General features: G+C 69.6%; 21 protein-coding genes. 11 read left to right on the top strand and 10 right to left on the bottom strand.

What is annotated here, in order from left to right:
- Positions 1-38 precede the first annotated feature (38 nt).
- From ACZ48X_RS21765 to ACZ48X_RS21750, 4 genes are all read left to right on the top strand, one after another.
- Entirely contained in the window at positions 39-581 is a 543-nt protein-coding gene (locus ACZ48X_RS21765; protein ID WP_336350396.1) for a TlpA family protein disulfide reductase, read from the top strand.
- A complete protein-coding gene (locus ACZ48X_RS21760; protein WP_336350397.1) occupies positions 578-1318 on the top strand; it encodes a cytochrome c biogenesis protein CcdA in 741 nt (246 codons plus the stop codon). Before ACZ48X_RS21765 ends, ACZ48X_RS21760 begins: the two co-directional genes overlap by 4 nt.
- 79 nt (positions 1319-1397) lie before the next feature.
- The gene (locus ACZ48X_RS21755; RefSeq protein ID WP_336350398.1) at positions 1398-1787 is read left to right on the top strand and encodes a CrcB family protein; all 390 of its coding nucleotides are present in this window, start codon (positions 1398-1400) and stop codon (positions 1785-1787) included.
- Positions 1784-2146 carry a fluoride efflux transporter FluC gene (locus ACZ48X_RS21750; RefSeq protein ID WP_336350399.1) on the top strand — a complete coding sequence of 121 codons (363 nt, stop codon included), beginning with the start codon at positions 1784-1786 and terminating at the stop codon, positions 2144-2146. The genes ACZ48X_RS21755 and ACZ48X_RS21750 overlap by 4 nt, the downstream gene beginning before the upstream one ends.
- An 84-nt stretch (positions 2147-2230) precedes the next feature.
- Here ACZ48X_RS21750 and ACZ48X_RS21745 read toward each other — a convergent pair whose 3' ends face one another.
- The 3 genes from ACZ48X_RS21745 to ACZ48X_RS21735 form a co-directional block, all read right to left on the bottom strand.
- Positions 2231-2392, bottom strand: a complete 162-nt coding sequence (locus ACZ48X_RS21745; protein ID WP_336350400.1) for a DUF7550 family protein — start codon at positions 2390-2392, stop codon at positions 2231-2233.
- An 85-nt stretch (positions 2393-2477) separates the two neighbouring features.
- Positions 2478-3533: a sodium:calcium antiporter gene (locus ACZ48X_RS21740; protein WP_336350401.1), complete on the bottom strand. Its 1056-nt coding sequence runs from the start codon at positions 3531-3533 to the stop codon at positions 2478-2480.
- A 91-nt stretch (positions 3534-3624) separates the two neighbouring features.
- The gene (locus tag ACZ48X_RS21735; RefSeq protein ID WP_336350402.1) at positions 3625-4503 is read right to left on the bottom strand and encodes a hypothetical protein; all 879 of its coding nucleotides are present in this window, start codon (positions 4501-4503) and stop codon (positions 3625-3627) included.
- 158 nt (positions 4504-4661) lie between these two features.
- On the opposite strand from ACZ48X_RS21735, the gene hisF reads away from it, so the two are divergent.
- The gene (gene hisF, locus ACZ48X_RS21730; RefSeq protein ID WP_336350403.1) at positions 4662-5477 is read left to right on the top strand and encodes an imidazole glycerol phosphate synthase subunit HisF; all 816 of its coding nucleotides are present in this window, start codon (positions 4662-4664) and stop codon (positions 5475-5477) included.
- Positions 5478-5546: 69 nt separating this feature from the next.
- Here hisF and ACZ48X_RS21725 read toward each other — a convergent pair whose 3' ends face one another.
- On the bottom strand, positions 5547-5834 hold the full coding sequence (locus tag ACZ48X_RS21725) for a DNA-directed RNA polymerase subunit L (protein ID WP_336350404.1): 288 nt from the start codon (positions 5832-5834) through the stop codon (positions 5547-5549).
- Between the two features lie 279 nt (positions 5835-6113).
- On the opposite strand from ACZ48X_RS21725, the gene ACZ48X_RS21720 reads away from it, so the two are divergent.
- Positions 6114-6920 (top strand): helix-turn-helix transcriptional regulator, encoded by an 807-nt coding sequence (locus ACZ48X_RS21720; RefSeq protein WP_336350405.1) that lies wholly within the window; start codon positions 6114-6116, stop codon positions 6918-6920.
- 203 nt (positions 6921-7123) lie between these two features.
- Here the strand turns inward: ACZ48X_RS21720 and dph2 are convergent, their stop codons facing one another.
- Together dph2 and ACZ48X_RS21710 are read right to left on the bottom strand one after the other, a co-directional pair.
- Entirely contained in the window at positions 7124-8170 is a 1047-nt protein-coding gene (gene dph2, locus ACZ48X_RS21715) for a diphthamide biosynthesis enzyme Dph2 (protein WP_336350406.1), read from the bottom strand.
- 26 nt (positions 8171-8196) lie between these two features.
- Complete coding sequence (locus ACZ48X_RS21710) at positions 8197-8763, bottom strand: ANTAR domain-containing protein (protein ID WP_336350407.1); 567 nt, start codon at positions 8761-8763, stop codon at positions 8197-8199.
- A gap of 218 nt (positions 8764-8981) precedes the next feature.
- Between ACZ48X_RS21710 and ACZ48X_RS21705 the strand changes: the two genes are divergently transcribed.
- The 4 genes from ACZ48X_RS21705 (at position 8982) to ACZ48X_RS21690 (ending at position 11466) form a co-directional block, all read left to right on the top strand.
- Positions 8982-9377, top strand: coding sequence for a YlbF/YmcA family competence regulator (locus ACZ48X_RS21705; protein ID WP_336350408.1), 396 nt, complete (start codon positions 8982-8984; stop codon positions 9375-9377).
- Between the two features lie 148 nt (positions 9378-9525).
- Positions 9526-10173 (top strand): triose-phosphate isomerase, encoded by a 648-nt coding sequence (tpiA, locus tag ACZ48X_RS21700; RefSeq protein ID WP_336350409.1) that lies wholly within the window; start codon positions 9526-9528, stop codon positions 10171-10173.
- A gap of 60 nt (positions 10174-10233) precedes the next feature.
- Positions 10234-10752 (top strand): HNH endonuclease, encoded by a 519-nt coding sequence (locus ACZ48X_RS21695; protein WP_336350410.1) that lies wholly within the window; start codon positions 10234-10236, stop codon positions 10750-10752.
- A 93-nt stretch (positions 10753-10845) separates the two neighbouring features.
- A complete protein-coding gene (locus ACZ48X_RS21690; RefSeq protein WP_336350411.1) occupies positions 10846-11466 on the top strand; it encodes a hypothetical protein in 621 nt (206 codons plus the stop codon).
- Between the two features lie 7 nt (positions 11467-11473).
- Here the strand turns inward: ACZ48X_RS21690 and ACZ48X_RS21685 are convergent, their stop codons facing one another.
- The 4 genes from ACZ48X_RS21685 to dgoD all read right to left on the bottom strand — a co-directional run bounded on the left by ACZ48X_RS21685 (position 11474) and on the right by dgoD (position 15042).
- On the bottom strand, positions 11474-12484 hold the full coding sequence (locus ACZ48X_RS21685; protein ID WP_336350412.1) for a J domain-containing protein: 1011 nt from the start codon (positions 12482-12484) through the stop codon (positions 11474-11476).
- A 170-nt stretch (positions 12485-12654) separates the two neighbouring features.
- Positions 12655-13635 (bottom strand): magnesium/cobalt transporter CorA, encoded by a 981-nt coding sequence (corA, locus tag ACZ48X_RS21680; protein WP_336350413.1) that lies wholly within the window; start codon positions 13633-13635, stop codon positions 12655-12657.
- The gene (locus ACZ48X_RS21675; RefSeq protein ID WP_336350414.1) at positions 13632-13790 is read right to left on the bottom strand and encodes a hypothetical protein; all 159 of its coding nucleotides are present in this window, start codon (positions 13788-13790) and stop codon (positions 13632-13634) included. Before ACZ48X_RS21675 ends, corA begins: the two co-directional genes overlap by 4 nt.
- Positions 13791-13893: 103 nt before the next feature.
- On the bottom strand, positions 13894-15042 hold the full coding sequence (gene dgoD, locus ACZ48X_RS21670) for a galactonate dehydratase (protein ID WP_336350415.1): 1149 nt from the start codon (positions 15040-15042) through the stop codon (positions 13894-13896).
- A 100-nt stretch (positions 15043-15142) separates the two neighbouring features.
- Between dgoD and ACZ48X_RS21665 the strand changes: the two genes are divergently transcribed.
- Complete coding sequence (locus ACZ48X_RS21665; protein ID WP_336350416.1) at positions 15143-15577, top strand: DUF7988 family protein; 435 nt, start codon at positions 15143-15145, stop codon at positions 15575-15577.
- Positions 15578-15588: the final 11 nt, after the last annotated feature.

Raw genomic sequence — 15588 nt, 5'->3', positions numbered from 1 at the left:
CCCGCTAGCCCGATACCCCCAGTCGTCGTAGGACGGGTATGGAACCGCTCTCCCGTCGACGACTCCTCCGAAGCGGCGCGGTCGCCGCGAGCGCCGCGCTCGCCGGCTGCCTGGGGAGTCTCGGCGTCGGCGACGGGGGCGTGGATGCCATCGAACTGGAGCGCGCCGCCGGCCCCGGCCCCGACCGCGTCCCGCTCGCGGTCGCCGACCGCCCCATCGTCCTCGACTTCTTCGCGACGTGGTGCGCGCCCTGCATCCCGCAACTCGACACCATCTGGGCGGCCGCACAGGAACGCCCGGACGCGTACGTCGTCTCCGTGACGAACGAGGGGAACGAGGCCGCCATCCGGCAGTGGTGGGGGGACTACGGCGGCGACTGGCCCGCGGTCATGGACCCGGAGGCGCGAGCGACGAGCACGTACAGCGCGCCGCGGCTGCCGACGACGCTCGTCCTCCCGCCCGGCGGCGGCCCAGGGAGCGAGGTCTGGCGGCACGTCGGCGTCGCCCGGGCGGACGCGGTCGTCGCCGCCATCGACGAGGCCGCCGCCACTTCGAACGTGGGGCCGGGAGAGCAGCGATGATAGACCCGTTGTTCGTGCTGGCGTTCTCCGCTGGCGCGCTCGCGTTCGCCGCGCCCTGCGCGTTCCCGCTGCTCCCGGGGTACGTCGCGTTCTTCGTCGGCGCGAACACCGAGGGGTCCAGCCCTGCAGGCCCCGCGGACGACGACGCCGGCGGCACCGCCACGGACGGCGGCGCGGCGACCGCCGCGCGACCGTCGCTGCGCCGTGCGGGATTCGTCGCGGGCGTCACGGGACTCGGCGCGACCGTCGTCTTCGTCGCGTTCGCCGCAGTCGTCGCCGTCCTCGGCGCTGGCGTGGCGTCGCTCGCCGGCGAACTCGAGCTGGTCGTCGGCGCGCTCGTCGTCCTCGTCGGCGTCGCGTTCGCGAGCGGCCGGACGTTCGGCGACGTCTCCGTGCAACTCGCCGAGCGCTCGCGCTCGCCCGGCGGGTTCTTCGCGTTCGGCGTGACGTACGGCGTCGCCGCCGCCGGCTGCAGCGCGCCCGTGTTCGTCGGCGTCGCCCTCGCTGGCGTCTCCCGCGGCCCCGTCGCCGCAGCCGCGGTCGTCGGACTGTACGCGCTCGGGCTCGTGCTCGCGCTCGGCGCCGTCACGCTCGCCGCCGCGCTCGGCCACACCGCCGTCGTCGACCGGTTGCGCGCCAGCACCGGCCGCATCACGCGCATCGCCGGCGTCCTCCTCGTCGTCGCCGGCATCGCACAGATACACTACGCCATCACCGTCGCGAACGCACTCGGCTGAGCGGGGCCGGCGCCCACTCCCGGAAGCGCTCGACCGGGACTCGCCGGGTTTTTGCCGTCACGTTGCGGACTCGTTCTCGATGACCGACGGCCACCCGCTCGCGACCGTGGAGACGTACGCGCTCGTCGCGCTCGGCGGGTTCGCCGGTGCGAACGCCCGGTACGTCGTCGACGGCGCGTTCGGTGCACTCCCCGCGACGCTCGCCGTGAACGTCCTCGGGAGCGCGCTCCTCGGATTCCTGCTGTACGAGGAGGCGTACCTCGGCGTGTTCTCCGGGCCGATGCGGACCGCCGTCGGCACCGGCTTCCTCTCCTCGCTCACGACGTACTCGACGTTCGCCGTCCAGACCTACCAGGCCGCACCGCTCGTCGCCGCCGGGAACGTCGCCGCGAACTACGCGCTCGGCGTCGCCGGCGTCCTCGTCGGCCGCCACGTCGCGCTCGCACTCGCCCGGAGGACGAACCAGTGAACCCCGCGTACCTCGTCGGCCTCGGCGGTGCACTCGGCGCGGTCGCGCGCCACGCCGTCTACGAGCGCGTCGACAACACCACCGACGTCCCGCGAGCGACGCTCGCCGTGAACGTCGTCGGGAGTCTCGTCCTCGGGCTCGCGACCGGGCTCGGCGCCGCGGGCGTCCTCGGGGGCGACGCCCTCCTGTTCGTCGGTACCGGCGCGTGCGGCGCGTTCACCACGTTCTCGACGTTCGCGTTCGAGACCGTCGACCGCCAGACCCGAAGCACGCGCGCCGCCGCCGCGAACGCGTTCGGCACGCTCGCACTCGCACTCGCCGCCGCCGCACTCGGATTCTGGCTCGCGACGCTCGCCTGACAGCACCGACGCTCGCCTGACAGCACCGACGCTACCGAGTTCGAGGACTGCAAGAACGATTGCTCTCGGCTCGATCCGACCGATTCAGAGCACGAACCCGACGCCGAACGTGAGCAGGAGGCCGACGACGAGCACGAGCGCGCCGCGAGCAACCTGGCCGGTCGTGTACTCCTGCATCGGCGAGGTGACGCGCCCCTCGCTCTCGCCGTGGTCGTGGTCGTCCTCGTGGTGAGAGTCGTCGCTCATGCCTCGTGCTCCTCACCGCCCGCACTTGACGATTGCCATCCCGCCCGACCGACCGGGACGACGCCCGGAACCGAGGACGCGCGAGTCAGGAACTCACCGGAACCGGGATCGGCGACACCCCGAAGATACCGAGGAACAGCCACGCGACGAACACCGCGTACGCCCCCAGCAGGAAGTACGCCTCCCTGTTCGTGAGGTGGAGGTCGGTCCGGAGGAGCGTGAACAGGAACACCGTCGCGACCGTCAACGCGGTCATCATCGGGACCGCTATCGCGAAGTCGATGACGACCGCGTTCCCGACCGCCGCGGCGACGAGGATGCCCGCGGGCACCGCGACGAGGAGATCGAAGACGTTGCTCCCGAGGACGTTCGCGAGACTCGTCGCGGACTCCCCGGCCTTCGCCGCGCGGATGGACACGAGCGCGTCCGGGAGGCTCGTCCCGGCCGCGATGACCGTCATCCCCCACACCCACAGGAGGTCCGGCGAGAATCGTGCCGCCGTGTACGTGATACCGGAGACGAGCGCCTCCACCGCGAGCGCGATCGTCAGCAGGCTCACCGCGAGGAGCGCCCACTGCTTGCCGACGTTCAGCGAAGCGGGTGGTGCCTCCGCGTCGTAATCGCTCGTGTCCTGGTACTGGATGAAGATGTAGAGCACGTACAGCGCGATGGGGAGGAGCGCGAGCGCCGGCGTCACCACGCCCTTGAACTCGCCGGGCGCGCCGTTGTAGATGACCGCGAGCGAGAACGTGATGAGGACGACCGCGACCGAGAGCATGTAGAACTGCGCCTCCTTGAAGACGATGTCGCGGTTCGCCTCCACGCGATGGTCGACCGCGAGCGAGGAGAGCGCCGGGATGACGAGGATGTTGAATATCGCGGAGCCGACGATAGCGCCGACGCCGAGCCCGAACTCGCCGTGCAGCCACGTCGCGATCACCGCCGAGGACAGCTCGGGGAACGACGACCCGACCGCGACGACGATAGCGCCGTGCACGACCGGCGGCAGGCCGTAGTACAGCGACAGGTTCGCCGCGGAGTGCTCCAGCCACTCGCTGCCCTTCCAGATGACCGCGAGCGACCCGAGGACGAACACGGCGGCGACCGGGAGCGAGTTCACGAACGGACTCAGCAACGACATCGTCGGATTCGAGGGGCGACCGTCGCAAGAACCTTGTCGTTCGAGCCGACGCGACCGCCGCGTCGGAAGTGGATTCGCGTCCGGCGACGCCTCACCCGTCGTCGACGTCTCGGAGCAGTTCGCTCGTTCGCTGCGCGACCGCGTCCCGGAACGCGCCGAGGTCGAACCCGCGCCCCGTCGCCGTCCCGCCACCCGACGGTTCGTCCAGCAGCCAGTCGCCCTCCTCGCGGTAGATAGCGGCGAGCAGGCGGTCGTAGACGGTGTCGAACGACACCGGGAGTCCGCGGTCGCGGACCGTCGCCGCAACGCGCCCGAACCGTGCCGCCGTCGCGGTCTCGGCCGCGGCCGCGGTCGCGTCCGCGACGTCGCGCTCGCGGTCGGGAGCCTGGTCGGGTGCGGAAGCCTCTCCGCGGAAGGCGAGTCGTTCGCCGGTCTTCTTCCGGACGACGACACCCGCCGCCGGGCCGTCGTACCACGCGGACGCCGGGAGCGACTCGTCCGCGAACCCGTAGTCGCGGACGTGCACCTCCTTCCGAAATACGTTCACGGGGTCGAGCCCGAACGCGTCGAACGCTCGCTCGGCGGCGTCGACCCGCAGGAGTGCCTCGCGGTCGGCATCCCAGACGTCGACGCCGAGGACCGACGGCGTCCGCCCCCAGTCGTACGGATAGCCCGCGTACTGGGTGGCGACCCCGAAGAACGTCACCGACTCGACGTCCTCGACCGCGTCCCGGAGCGCGCTCGCGTCCAGCGAATCGCGGACGTACTGGACCGCGTGCCGGAATCGCAGCGGCGCGTCCTCGGGCGCGAACTCGCGACGACGCGTCCCCACGCGGACCGCACCCGACTCCCCCAGCTGGAAGCGGAACAACTCGCCGGCGACGAGTTCCTGCACCCAGACGTGCCCGCCCTCGTCCGCGAACCCCGGCAGGACCTCGCTCGCGTCCGGAACCCCAGGATAACGCTTCATCGAACTGCGCGAACCGACGCACCCCGGGTACTTGTAGGTTCCACGCATCGGTCGGCGCGCACGGGACCGCGGCGACCGGTCCACGCTCGCGTCCACCGCACGGCCTGTCGCGAGCGGACGCCTTTTGTCCGACGGCCTCGCACGTGGAGGTAGTAACCGTGACTCTCACGAAGCGCGTCATCCCCTGCATCGACGTCGACCTCGACGACGACGGCAACCCCGCCGTGTACACGGGCGTGAACTTCGAGGACCTCGAGTACACCGGCGACCCCGTCGAGATGGCAAAGCGATACAACGAAGCCGGCGCCGACGAGTTCGTGTTCCTCGACATCACCGCGAGCGCGGACGGCCGCGAGACGATGCTCGACACCGTCTCCGCGGTCGCGGACGAGGTGTTCATCCCACTCACCGTCGGCGGCGGCATCCGAACGAAGGAGGACATCAAGGAGACGCTGCGAGCGGGCGCGGACAAGGTCTCCATCAACTCGGGCGCCATCGCGAACCCCGACCTCATCGACGAGGGTGCGAAGGCGTTCGGGAACCAATGCATCGTCATCAGCGTCGACGCGCGCCGCCGGTTCGACGACGAGGGCGAGCACTACGTCGAGGTCGACGGGGAATCCTGCTGGTTCGAGTGCACGGTCAAAGGCGGCCGCGAAGGCACCGGATTGGACGTCGTCGAGTGGGCGCGCGAAGCCGAATCCCGCGGCGCCGGCGAACTCTTCGTGAACTCCATCGACGCCGACGGCACCAAGGACGGCTACGACATCCCGCTCACGAAAGCCGTCTGCGACAACGTCACCACGCCCGTCATCGCCTCCTCCGGGTGCGGGAGCCCGGACGACATGTACGACGTCTTCACGGACGCCGGCGCCGACGCCGCACTCGCCGCGAGCATCTTCCACTTCGACGAGTACAGCGTCGAGGAATGCAAGGCACGGCTCGACGAACGCGGCATCCCGATGCGTCGCTGACCACCGAACAACCGCAGAAGACCGCTCAGAGACGTCGGTTCGGTCGGCAGGGACGAGTCAGAGCGCGACTCAGGCGGCCGCGTCGTCGAACGCGTCCGTCAGCGCCGCCGTCTTGTCCCGGATGTCGGCCGCCGCCGCCTCCAGTTCCTCGAGCGGGTCCGCGCCGTTCTCGGTCTTGATGGTCAGGATCGGTTCGGTCTGCCCACCGGACTGCTCGGGGTTCATGTCGTACGTCGCCGCGCCGACGTTCTCCGCCTCCAGGAGCGTCCCCTTCAGGACGTTCATGAACGTGTGGTCCTCGCCCGCGATCTCGATGGAGAGTTCGTCCTCCGTGTTCTCGATGACCCGCAGTTCCATACGACCCAGTACCCGGGACGTGCGTTTACAGGTTTCGGAACGCCGCGCGTCCGGGACGCCGGACGTGCAGGGGTCGGCGGGTCAGTCGATTCCAGCGGAGTGGAACGAACGCGTCGGCTTCGTCCGGGTCGGGTCGACGGCGTCGAGGCCGCGAGTCGGGGGCAGTTGTCTGCGTCGAGGCCGCGAGTCGGGAGCAGTTGTCGGCGTCGTTTCGCAAGCAGGCGATATTCTGTCGGCCGCGGCCGAACGTTTTTGACCCCGGGGCCGGTACCTTTGACGATGACCAACGACGCGCTCACGTTCCTCGCGGACTCGCCAGTCCGCGCGCGCGTGCTGGGGGCACTGCAGTCACTCGGACCCGCTCGTCCGAGCGATCTCCGCGACGAACTCGACGTCTCTCGCGCCACCGTCCACCGGAACCTCTCCGCGCTCACCGACCGCGGGTGGGTCCGGCAGGACGCCGACGGCTACCACGTCACGACCGCCGGCGTCCTCGTCCACGACCGCTTCGAGCACTTCCGGACCGGGATGGAGACCATCGACCGATTCCAGCAGCTGCTCGAGACCATCCCATCCGAGGGCGTCCCACCGCTCGACGTCCTCGCGACCGCCGACCTCGTCACGACCGCCGAGGACAAACCACACGCCCCAGTGATGCGGTACGTCGAAGAACTCACCGCCAGCGACACCGACCGCGTGCACGGGCTCTCGCCCGTCCGCAGCGAGATGTTCGACTTCGGGCACGACCAGCTCATCGAAGCGGGCGTCGAGACCGAACTCATCATCCCCAGGGACGTCCTGGAAGCCGAACGCGAGGACGCCGGCGACGAGTTCGGCGAGACGCTCGCAACCGACGGGTTCTCGCTGTTCGTCCTCGAAGACGACCCCGGGTTCGGGCTGACGGTACTGGACGATAGAGCGTTCGTCGGTGGGTACGGACCGGACAATCAGTTGGTGGCGCTCGCGTACGCCGTGGACGACTCGTTCGTGTCGTGGGCAACCGACACGTTCGAGTCGCTACGGTCGAGGGCTACTTGCGTCCCGGGCGAGCAGGCCGAGGTGGAAGAATCCGCTCGGCCCGAGTGAGAGGGCAATCAGGGCAGTTTCCAGCGTGGGGACCCCGGCCACGGGGCGGGGGCAATGCACCGCGGCCGGCGGCATCTACACGTACGGGGTGATACTGGAAGTATGTACGCCACGAGACGTGTTGCAACCCCTGAAACACCATGCGGAGGTCGTGCGGTTTCGCCCCGACCACCGAGGAATACCGTCCAGTGTTGGGTCGGTCGCTACCAGGTGCCGTGGAACGTGTCGAACGACAGGTCCTCGAGGGGCTTGTTCCCGACCGCGATCTCGTACTCGCCGGGCGTCAGCATCGGCTTGTGGAACTGCGGGCCGTCGTCCGTCGTGATGCGCGGACAGCCCGTGTTCACGAACGCGTCCATGTCGAAGTTCCGGAGGCGGTCCGGCGTCACCTCGTCCATCGTGATGAGGTACGCGTCGTCGTTCCCGTCGATTATCTCCTGGGCCTGGTCGAACCGCCCCTGCCCGATCTTCGTACAGAAGATGACGCCCCACTTCTCCGCGTCCATCGCGCGATGCACCGCCCCGTACCGTTGCTTCATGAACTTCTCCGTGTCCGCGACCGTCACGACGTTGTTCACGGGGTCCGCGATGACGACTTTCTTCTCGGGGTGCTCCATCGCCAGCCCGAGCGGGTGGAACTTCCCGCCGCCGACGTAGAGGATGTGGTCGGCGTCGACGTCCGCGCTCGCGTAGTTACAGCCGAGCACCTGCCCCTCGTGCGTGAGGCGGTCGTCGCCGCGACGCGTGTGGACCTCGTACCCGCGCGCTTCGAGCCACTCGCGCATGTCGCCGAACAGGTTCATGTGCTGCGCGGTCGTCACGAGCCCCACCTCGTCGTCGACGTCCGGATCGGGGAGTTCCTCGAGGGACTCCTCCATGATGGGTTCGACGTCCACGTTCGAGAACAGCGGCACGTAGATTATCTTGTCCGACTCCTTCATCGGCGAATGCCCGAAGTGCACGAACACGTCCGTGCGCCGCATCAGGAACGTGTCCAGGTCGCACGCGCCGTAGCACGGCTGGCCGGACAACATGATGGTGACGTCGTCGGGAACGAGTTCGCGGAGGTCGTCAGCGACCGCCGGGCCGCGTCGCTTCAGGCCCTCGGGGAACTGCAGGCCGACCTTCTTCGCGTCCCGGTCGTGGACCGCGTCGACGATGCGGTCCAGCTCGTAGTCCCACTCGCGGTCGTGCTTGAGGGACATGCCGGTATTGCGGAGGTCGCCTTCGGAGTACGACTCTTGACTCATTGCCCCGTCGTAGCCGGCACGGACGGTTAACTCGTACGGTTCCCGGACTTCGAGGAGAGCGCGGAGGCGTCGGTTCGGAGGACCGAGCGGAACGCCGCTGTCCAGTCCGTGGGCGAGAAGTCGGTCTGGACGCTGCGGGCGTCGCTCGCGAGTCCGGCGACCTGTTCGGCGAGCGCGTGCGACGGTCGGTCGCTCTTGGCGGCTTCGGCGGCGACCGCCGAGAACGCAGCGACGCGACGCGTGTAGTTCGCTCGACCGACCGCCGCCTCGACGGCGTCGGCGACCGCCGGCGCGGTCGCGTCCGCTGGCAGGTGGTCGCCGGGGACCGTGTCGAACGCGTCGGCGTCGTCCGCGACCAGCACGTTCGGTCGGACGACGCCGGGTGGCGTGGTCGCGTCGAGCACGACGCGCGCGACCTGCGGCGGGTAGCCGCCGACGAGAACGACGTCGGCGTGCCGGATGCGGTCGACTGCTCGAACGCCGTCGTCGGCCGTTCGGACGTCGTGGCCGTTCTCGCCGATCAGTTCGACGATCCGCCCGCGTCGCTCTGTCGGGGGCATCGCCACCAGTACCGTCACGTCGTTCTCGCCCATCGTATCTCTCACTGGACGGCCCCACGTATTGAAGGGGGTCTTCCGTTCAGTCGGTTCACGCACCGTTCAAACCGTTCAATCGTTCGTTCAACCGGCTGTAGCCGCCGAAACTGGGCAAGACCGTGCGGTTTGGTGTCGCGCGCCTCGCTGGTGTCCATCCGGGACGGGCAGTTCGCGGGTTCCGGCAGGTTCAAACGCGTTCGGTCCAAGACTCGGATATGAGCGTGGAGACCGACCGCGAGTCGACGACGACGGAGAGCGTGGAGGCGCTCGGACGGGAACTCGGCGCCGCCATCACCGAACTGGACGAGTACCAGCGGTTCGAGGACGCGAAGGCGGCGGTTGAGGCGAGCGAGGACGCGCAGGCGAAGATCGACGAGTTCGAGCAGATCCGCCAGGAGTTCATGCTCGCGCGCCAGACCGGCGAGGCGACGCAAGCGGACCTCCAGAAGGTCCAGGACGCGCAAGCGGAACTCCACGAGATGCCGGTCATGGCCGAGTACCTGGAGGCGCAGAACGCGCTCGATGCGCGCCTGGAGGCAGTGAACGAGGCTATCAGCGACCAGCTCATCGTGGACTTCGGCGAGGAAGCGGGCGGCTGCTGTCAGGACTAGCTGCGAGTCACTTGCCGTCGAACGGGCGACGGCCGACCGCGAGTCACTTGCCGTCGAACGGGCGACGATCGAGTTCGACGGGTGGGAGTTCGCGCGAGGCTTCGCCGGACTCCAAAGGTACTTTTCGCTCGCCACCGGCGGTTCTCGTATGTTCGTTCTTGTGAACCTGAAGGCGTATCCGTGCGATCACCTGGAAGTAGCGCGTGCTGCGGCGGACGTCGCGGACGATACGGGCGTTCGCGTCGGCGTGGCGCCCCAGGCCGCGCACCTGTCCGCGGTCGCGGACACGGGCGTGGAGACGTGGGCGCAGCACGTGTCGCCGAACGACTACGGGAGTCACACCGGGAGTACGCTCGCGGAAGCGGCCGCCGATGCGGGCGCGACGGGGACGCTCCTGAATCACTCGGAGAACCGCCTGAAGCTCGCCGACATCGACGGATCCGTGCAGGCCGCGGAACGGGCGGGGCTGGAGACGTGCGTCTGCGCGAACAACCCGGCCCAGATCGGGGCGGCGGCGGCGCTCGGCCCGGACGCTGTCGCGGTCGAACCGCCGGAACTCATCGGAACGGGGACGCCGGTCAGTCAGGCGGACCCGGACGTCGTCACGGGCGCGGTCGACGCTGCGGCGGCGGTCGACGAGTCCGTGGACGTGTACTGCGGCGCCGGTATCTCGACCGGTGACGACGTGACGGCCGCGAGCGACCTGGGCGCGACCGGCGTCCTGCTCGCGAGCGGGGTGGCGAAGGCCGACGACCCGGAGGCGGCACTCCGCGACCTCGTCTCCGGCGCGAAGTGACTTAATTTCGAAGCTCTAAGAGAGCAATAATTAAGGTGGATGGGGTCGTTCGTTCAGTCGATGCAGACCCAGGACGTCCTCGCTCGACTGAAGCGAGCGACCACCGACCGCGTCCCCGCAACGCGCAACGACCGCAGCGTCGGCGCCGCTCGCGAGTTCGTCCTCGGCGACACCTGCCAGAACTGCGCGCGCGACAATCTCGCCGCCGCCGTCGACGACCACGCACTCGTCCCAGACGAGCCCGTGGACGGCCGGAATCAGGTGACGCTCTGCGACGACTGTCACGCGGCCGCGGCGACCGCAGCCTCCCCGAGCACCGACGACTCGACCAACGTGGACGACAGCACCGGCGACGACCGGTCGTTCGACCGCTGCGCGCACGACGGCCACGCCGTCGACGCCGACACCGTCCGCGCCCGCGACGACCACCGATGCCGCGGCTGCGGCGTCCGCGAACACATCGTCGTCGGCGACACCCTCCACGTCCACCCCATCGTCCCCATCGACGCCACCGGCTACCGGCACGCACACAACTACGTCAGCCTCTGCCCGACCTGCCACCGGCGACTACACGAGTGACTGCAGCCAGAACACCGCCGACGCCACGACTGACTGCGGCCGATGCGACCAGTCGAGAACAGACATATTAGGGACCGCCACGATTCGGACAGCATGATAGACGAGACGGTCTACGTGACCCACGGGCCTGCGGACCTCTCGCTCGCCCAGGACCTCTTCTCGACCATCCGGAACTTCCCGTTCACCGTGCACGTCGCGATGGAGGAGCTCGAATCCGGGCGTTCGCGGAGCGAGCTCGGCGGCCGCATCGCGAACGCGGACCTCGTCGTCGCGCTGTTCACGGAGGACGGCGCGACCGACGCGTGGCTCAACCAAGAGGTCGGGTACGCGGTCGCCAAAGGCGTCCCCGTCCTCCCCATCTACGAGTCGCCCGACGACCGCGGCGGGTACGTCGCCGACACCGAAGGCGTCGAACTGCAGCGCGACGACCTCACCGTCACCGTCTTCAACCTCGTCTGTCGGCTCCGTGCCGCACTCGCCCCACTCGGCGCACTCTCCGTCCCGAACTGGTTCCTGCGATTCCCGTGTAGTCTCGACGGCTGCGACGGTACCGTCACCATCGAGGTCGAACGCAGCCAGAAGGACCTCTGGCGGATGCACGAACACAACCAGCCCGTCCGCCAGGACTGCAAGACCTGCCAGTCCTCGTACTTCTTCGACGCCGGCACGTTCGGGTTCCTCCACCGCGAAGACGGTGCCCTCCCCGACGACTGACTCGCCGTCAGTCCGTCAGTCGTTCGTACGCCCGCTGGACGCGCCGGAACGCCTCGCGACTCCCGTCCTCGCGGTCCGGATGCACCTCCTTGATCCGCGAGAGGTACGCGTCCCGGACCACCGCCTCGGCGCGACCCGGGTCGACGTCCAGGACCGCGTACGCTTCGGACCGCCGCATCCGTACCTCGCGGACGACGCCGTTCCGGCGCGCCCGATCCTTGCACGGCGGACAGAACTCCTCGACGCGGTCCGCAGCCGTCACCACCTCGAACAGCTCGACGTCCACCCAATCACCGCACTGGTCGCATATCGACGGCGTCTCCGCGAGCGCCGTCTCCTCGGCGTCGGCCGCCGTCACGACGTCGTTCGACCGGTCGTCGTCCGCGTCGACGGCGGCTGCGTGACCGTGCTTCGAGCGGTCGTCTTCAGCGCACTCGTCCCCTTCAGCATCGTCGACGCTGCCGTGGTCATCGACCTCGTCGACGCTGCCACCGTCGCCGGCGCCGTCGCCCGCGGGACCCGCGTCCGCCCCCGTGGCGTCGGTCACGTCGTCGAAGGCCGCGTCGTCGCGGGTCGTGCGAGCGGCGGCGCGAGCGTACGACGCGCACTCCTCGCAGCACGCGACGGTCGTCCCGTCGTCCAGTTCGACCGCGGTCATGTCGTTCACGTCGAAGCGCTCCCCGCACCCCGAACAGCTCCCGCGGTGCCCGTCGACGCTCGTCCGTCGCGACATCGACTCCGCGTGCTCGCGGCAGTCCTCGCAGACCGCGACCGTCTCGCCGTCCGTCACGTTCACCGTCTCGAACTCGTCGACCGGACGGGTCGTCCCGCAGCCCTCGCACTCGCCGCGCTGGCGGGCGACCGCGGTCGGTTCGTCGTCGACCACCGACTCCGCGTGCTCGCGGCAGTCCGGACAGCACACGGCGTGCTCGTCGCCCGGGAGGGACACCGCGACGAGCTCCTCGACGGGGAGGGAGCGACCACAGCCGTCACAGCCGCGTCGGTCGACAACAGCCATCGCGTACACGTTGCGGTTCGACCCATATTAGTTTTCAGTATTCTACGACGAGGATTAAGTCGCAAGAAGCGACCAGGCGCGGTCGTGGTCGGCGCCGACGTCGCACGTCCAGCGTCCGCGACCGACGTCGCACGTCCAGCGCTCGCGGGGGCCGGCAGCGGCGAGCACGTCTACAGCCAGCCTTCGCGCCGGAAGTACGCGACCAGGACGATGGTCACGCCCGCCATCCCCAACAGGACTGCCGGATAGCCGTACGTCCACGCGAGCTCGGGCATGTTGTACGGCGACTCGCCGCCGAAGTTCATGCCGTACACGCCGACGACGAACGTCAACGGGAGGATGATGGTCGCGACGACCGTCAGGCGCTTCATGACCTCGTTCGTCGACATCGACAGCGAGTTCAGGTAGATGTCGCGCGCGCCAGTGACGAGGTCGCGGTACGTCTCGACGAGTTCGACGAGCTGGACGACGTGGTCCTGGACGTCGCGATAGTACTTCTCGTTCTCGTCGGCGACCACGTCGACGTCTCCTCGCGCGAACGTCGACAGCGCGTCTCGCGTCGGCCAGAGGAGCCGTCGCGTTGCGAGCAGCTCTCGGCGGAGGCTGTTGATGCGTTCGAGCGTGTCGATGCCGGTCGCGCCGACGACCGCGTCCTCGACGGCTTCGATGTCGGTCTCGATCTCGTCGAGGACGTCGAAGTACTCGTCGACGAGGGCGTCCAGGACGCGGTACGCGAGGAAGTCCGGGCCGCGGGAGAGCAGTCGTTTCTCCTCGCGCGTCGCCGCGTCCCAGACCCGACCGACCGCGGGGAGGGTGGCGGTCGAGAGCGTGACGAGCCAGTCGTCGCCGAGGAACACGCCGACGGGCTGGTCGGAGAGTTCCTCCTCGAACGTCGTGTCGCCGCCGCGGAGGCGCACGCTCTTGACGAGCACGAACGCGTGGTCGTCGAACTCCTCGACCTTCGGACGGACGCCCTGGCGGACGTCCTCCAGTTCCAGGTCGTGGATGCCGAACGTCTCGCAGACCGCGCGCATCTCCTCGCTGGTGCCGTCGGAGACGCGAACCCACGTCGTCCCCGTCGCGGCCTTCGCCTCGCCGACGTCCTCGTGCGATTCGACGCCCTCCGGCGTGAGGACGTGCGTCTGGATCACGCGCCCTCACCCGTCGAGATCGCGGCGACCGTGATGCCGACCATGAGCCCTGAGAGCGCGAACGCGCGCCCCGGGTAGGGCGCGAGCACGCCGACGACGTACCCGAGGACGCTGACGGCAGTGAGCGCGACCCCCGCAGCGAACGTTCGGTTCATGCCACGGTCGTCGACTGCCTGCGGGAAAAGCGTTCGCGGGCCGAGACGACCGCGGGCTACCTCGTGAATCGGCCCGCATCACCGCCATGGATCGAGGTCGCGGTCACCATTCCGCCACGCTCCCGTCCTCCAGTCGCCACACGGGGTTGTGCCAGTCCACGGCGCCCGCGCGGTCCTCGACGACGTCGCGGTCTATCTCGACGCCCAACCCGGGGCCGTCGGGGAGCGGCAGGTAGCCGTCCTCGAACTCGAACACGCTCGGGTCCGCGAGGTAGTCGAGGACGTCCGCGGTCTCGTTGTAGTGGATGTCGAGGCTCTGCTCCTGGATGAGCGCGTTCTGCGCGACGGCGTCGACCTGGACGCACGCCGCGAGCGCGATTGGACCGAGCGGACAGTGCGGGGCGAGCGCGACGTCGTACGTCTCCGCCATCGACGCTATCTTCGCGACCTCCGTGATGCCGCCGGCGTGACTCAGGTCCGGTTGGATGACGTCCACCGCACCGGTTTCGAGGACGTCCCGGAAGTCACCGCGCGTGTAGAGGCGTTCGCCCGTCGCGATGGGCGTCGACGTCTGCGCCTGTATCGCGGGGAGCGCGTCGAGGTGCTCGGGGAGGACGGGCTCCTCGACGAAGAACGGCTCGTGCGGTTCGAGCGCGGCGACGAGTCGTTTCGCCATCGGTTTCGAGACGCGGCCGTGGAAGTCGACGGCGACGTCGACGTCCCGCCCGACGGCCTCGCGCACCGTCCGCAGGCGCTCGACGGCGTCGTCGACCGCGCTCGGCGAGTCCACGCGCCGGAGTTCGGCGGTCGCGTTCATCTTCAGCGCGTCGTAGCCCGCATCCACCTTCTCGCGTGCGGCGTCGGCGACGTCGTCCGGTCGGTCACCGCCGACCCACTGATACACCTGTATCTTCTCGCGGACGGGTCCACCCAGCAGTTCGTACGCCGGCGCGTCGAAGTGCTTCCCGCGGATGTCCCAGAGCGCCTGGTCGATGCCCGCGATGGCGCTCATGAGGACGGGGCCGCCGCGGTAGAACCCGCCGCGGTACATCGTCTGCCAGTGGTCCTCGACCGGCAGCGGGTCCTCGCCCACGAGGTAGGCGTCCATGAGTTCCTCGACGGCGGCGCGGACGGTGTGCGCGCGGCCTTCGACGACGGGCTCGCCCCACCCGACGAGCCCGGTGTCGGTCTCGACGCGGAGGAACAGCCACCGCGGCGGGACCTCGTACAGGTCGTAATCGACGATCTCCATACCGCCGCGTTGACCCACGCCGTACTTGGCACTGCCGACGCCGGCACGACTCCCGCGGGCGGTCGTCAGCTTGAAGCGCCGCAGGACGCGAGTCGGGGACGTGACCGACGCCGACACGACCGCGAGCACGGTCCGCGACCGCGTTCGCAGCGAGCACGCCGACTTCCTGGACGCCGTCGCCGCCGCCGGGCGCGTCACTGCGGCGTCGTGGGACGGCGACCACGCCTCGTCGCGGAGCGCGGTCGTCGACCGGTTCGAGCGCGTGCTCCGGGAGACCGGAACGCTCGACGCCGCGCCCGCTGTGCTCGCGACCGCCGTCGACGCCGCCGGCGGCAGCCTCCGCGCGGACCCGGTCCCTGCGCCGCCGTACGTCGCCGTCACCGCCGAAGGCGTCGTCCTGCGCGCGACCACCGACGTCGGGCGCGTCGTCGTCACCGTCGCGCCGTTCGCGGTCGCTCGCGACCCCGTGCAGTACGTCCACCGGGACCTCGACGCCGACGACCCTGGACTGGTCGACGTCGCCGTCCACGACTGACCGGCAGCATC

The sequence above is a fragment of the Halorubellus litoreus genome (assembly GCF_055378595.1).
Note: the sequence above shows the minus strand (reverse complement) of the source record. Positions and strands in the feature narration are given on the sequence as shown.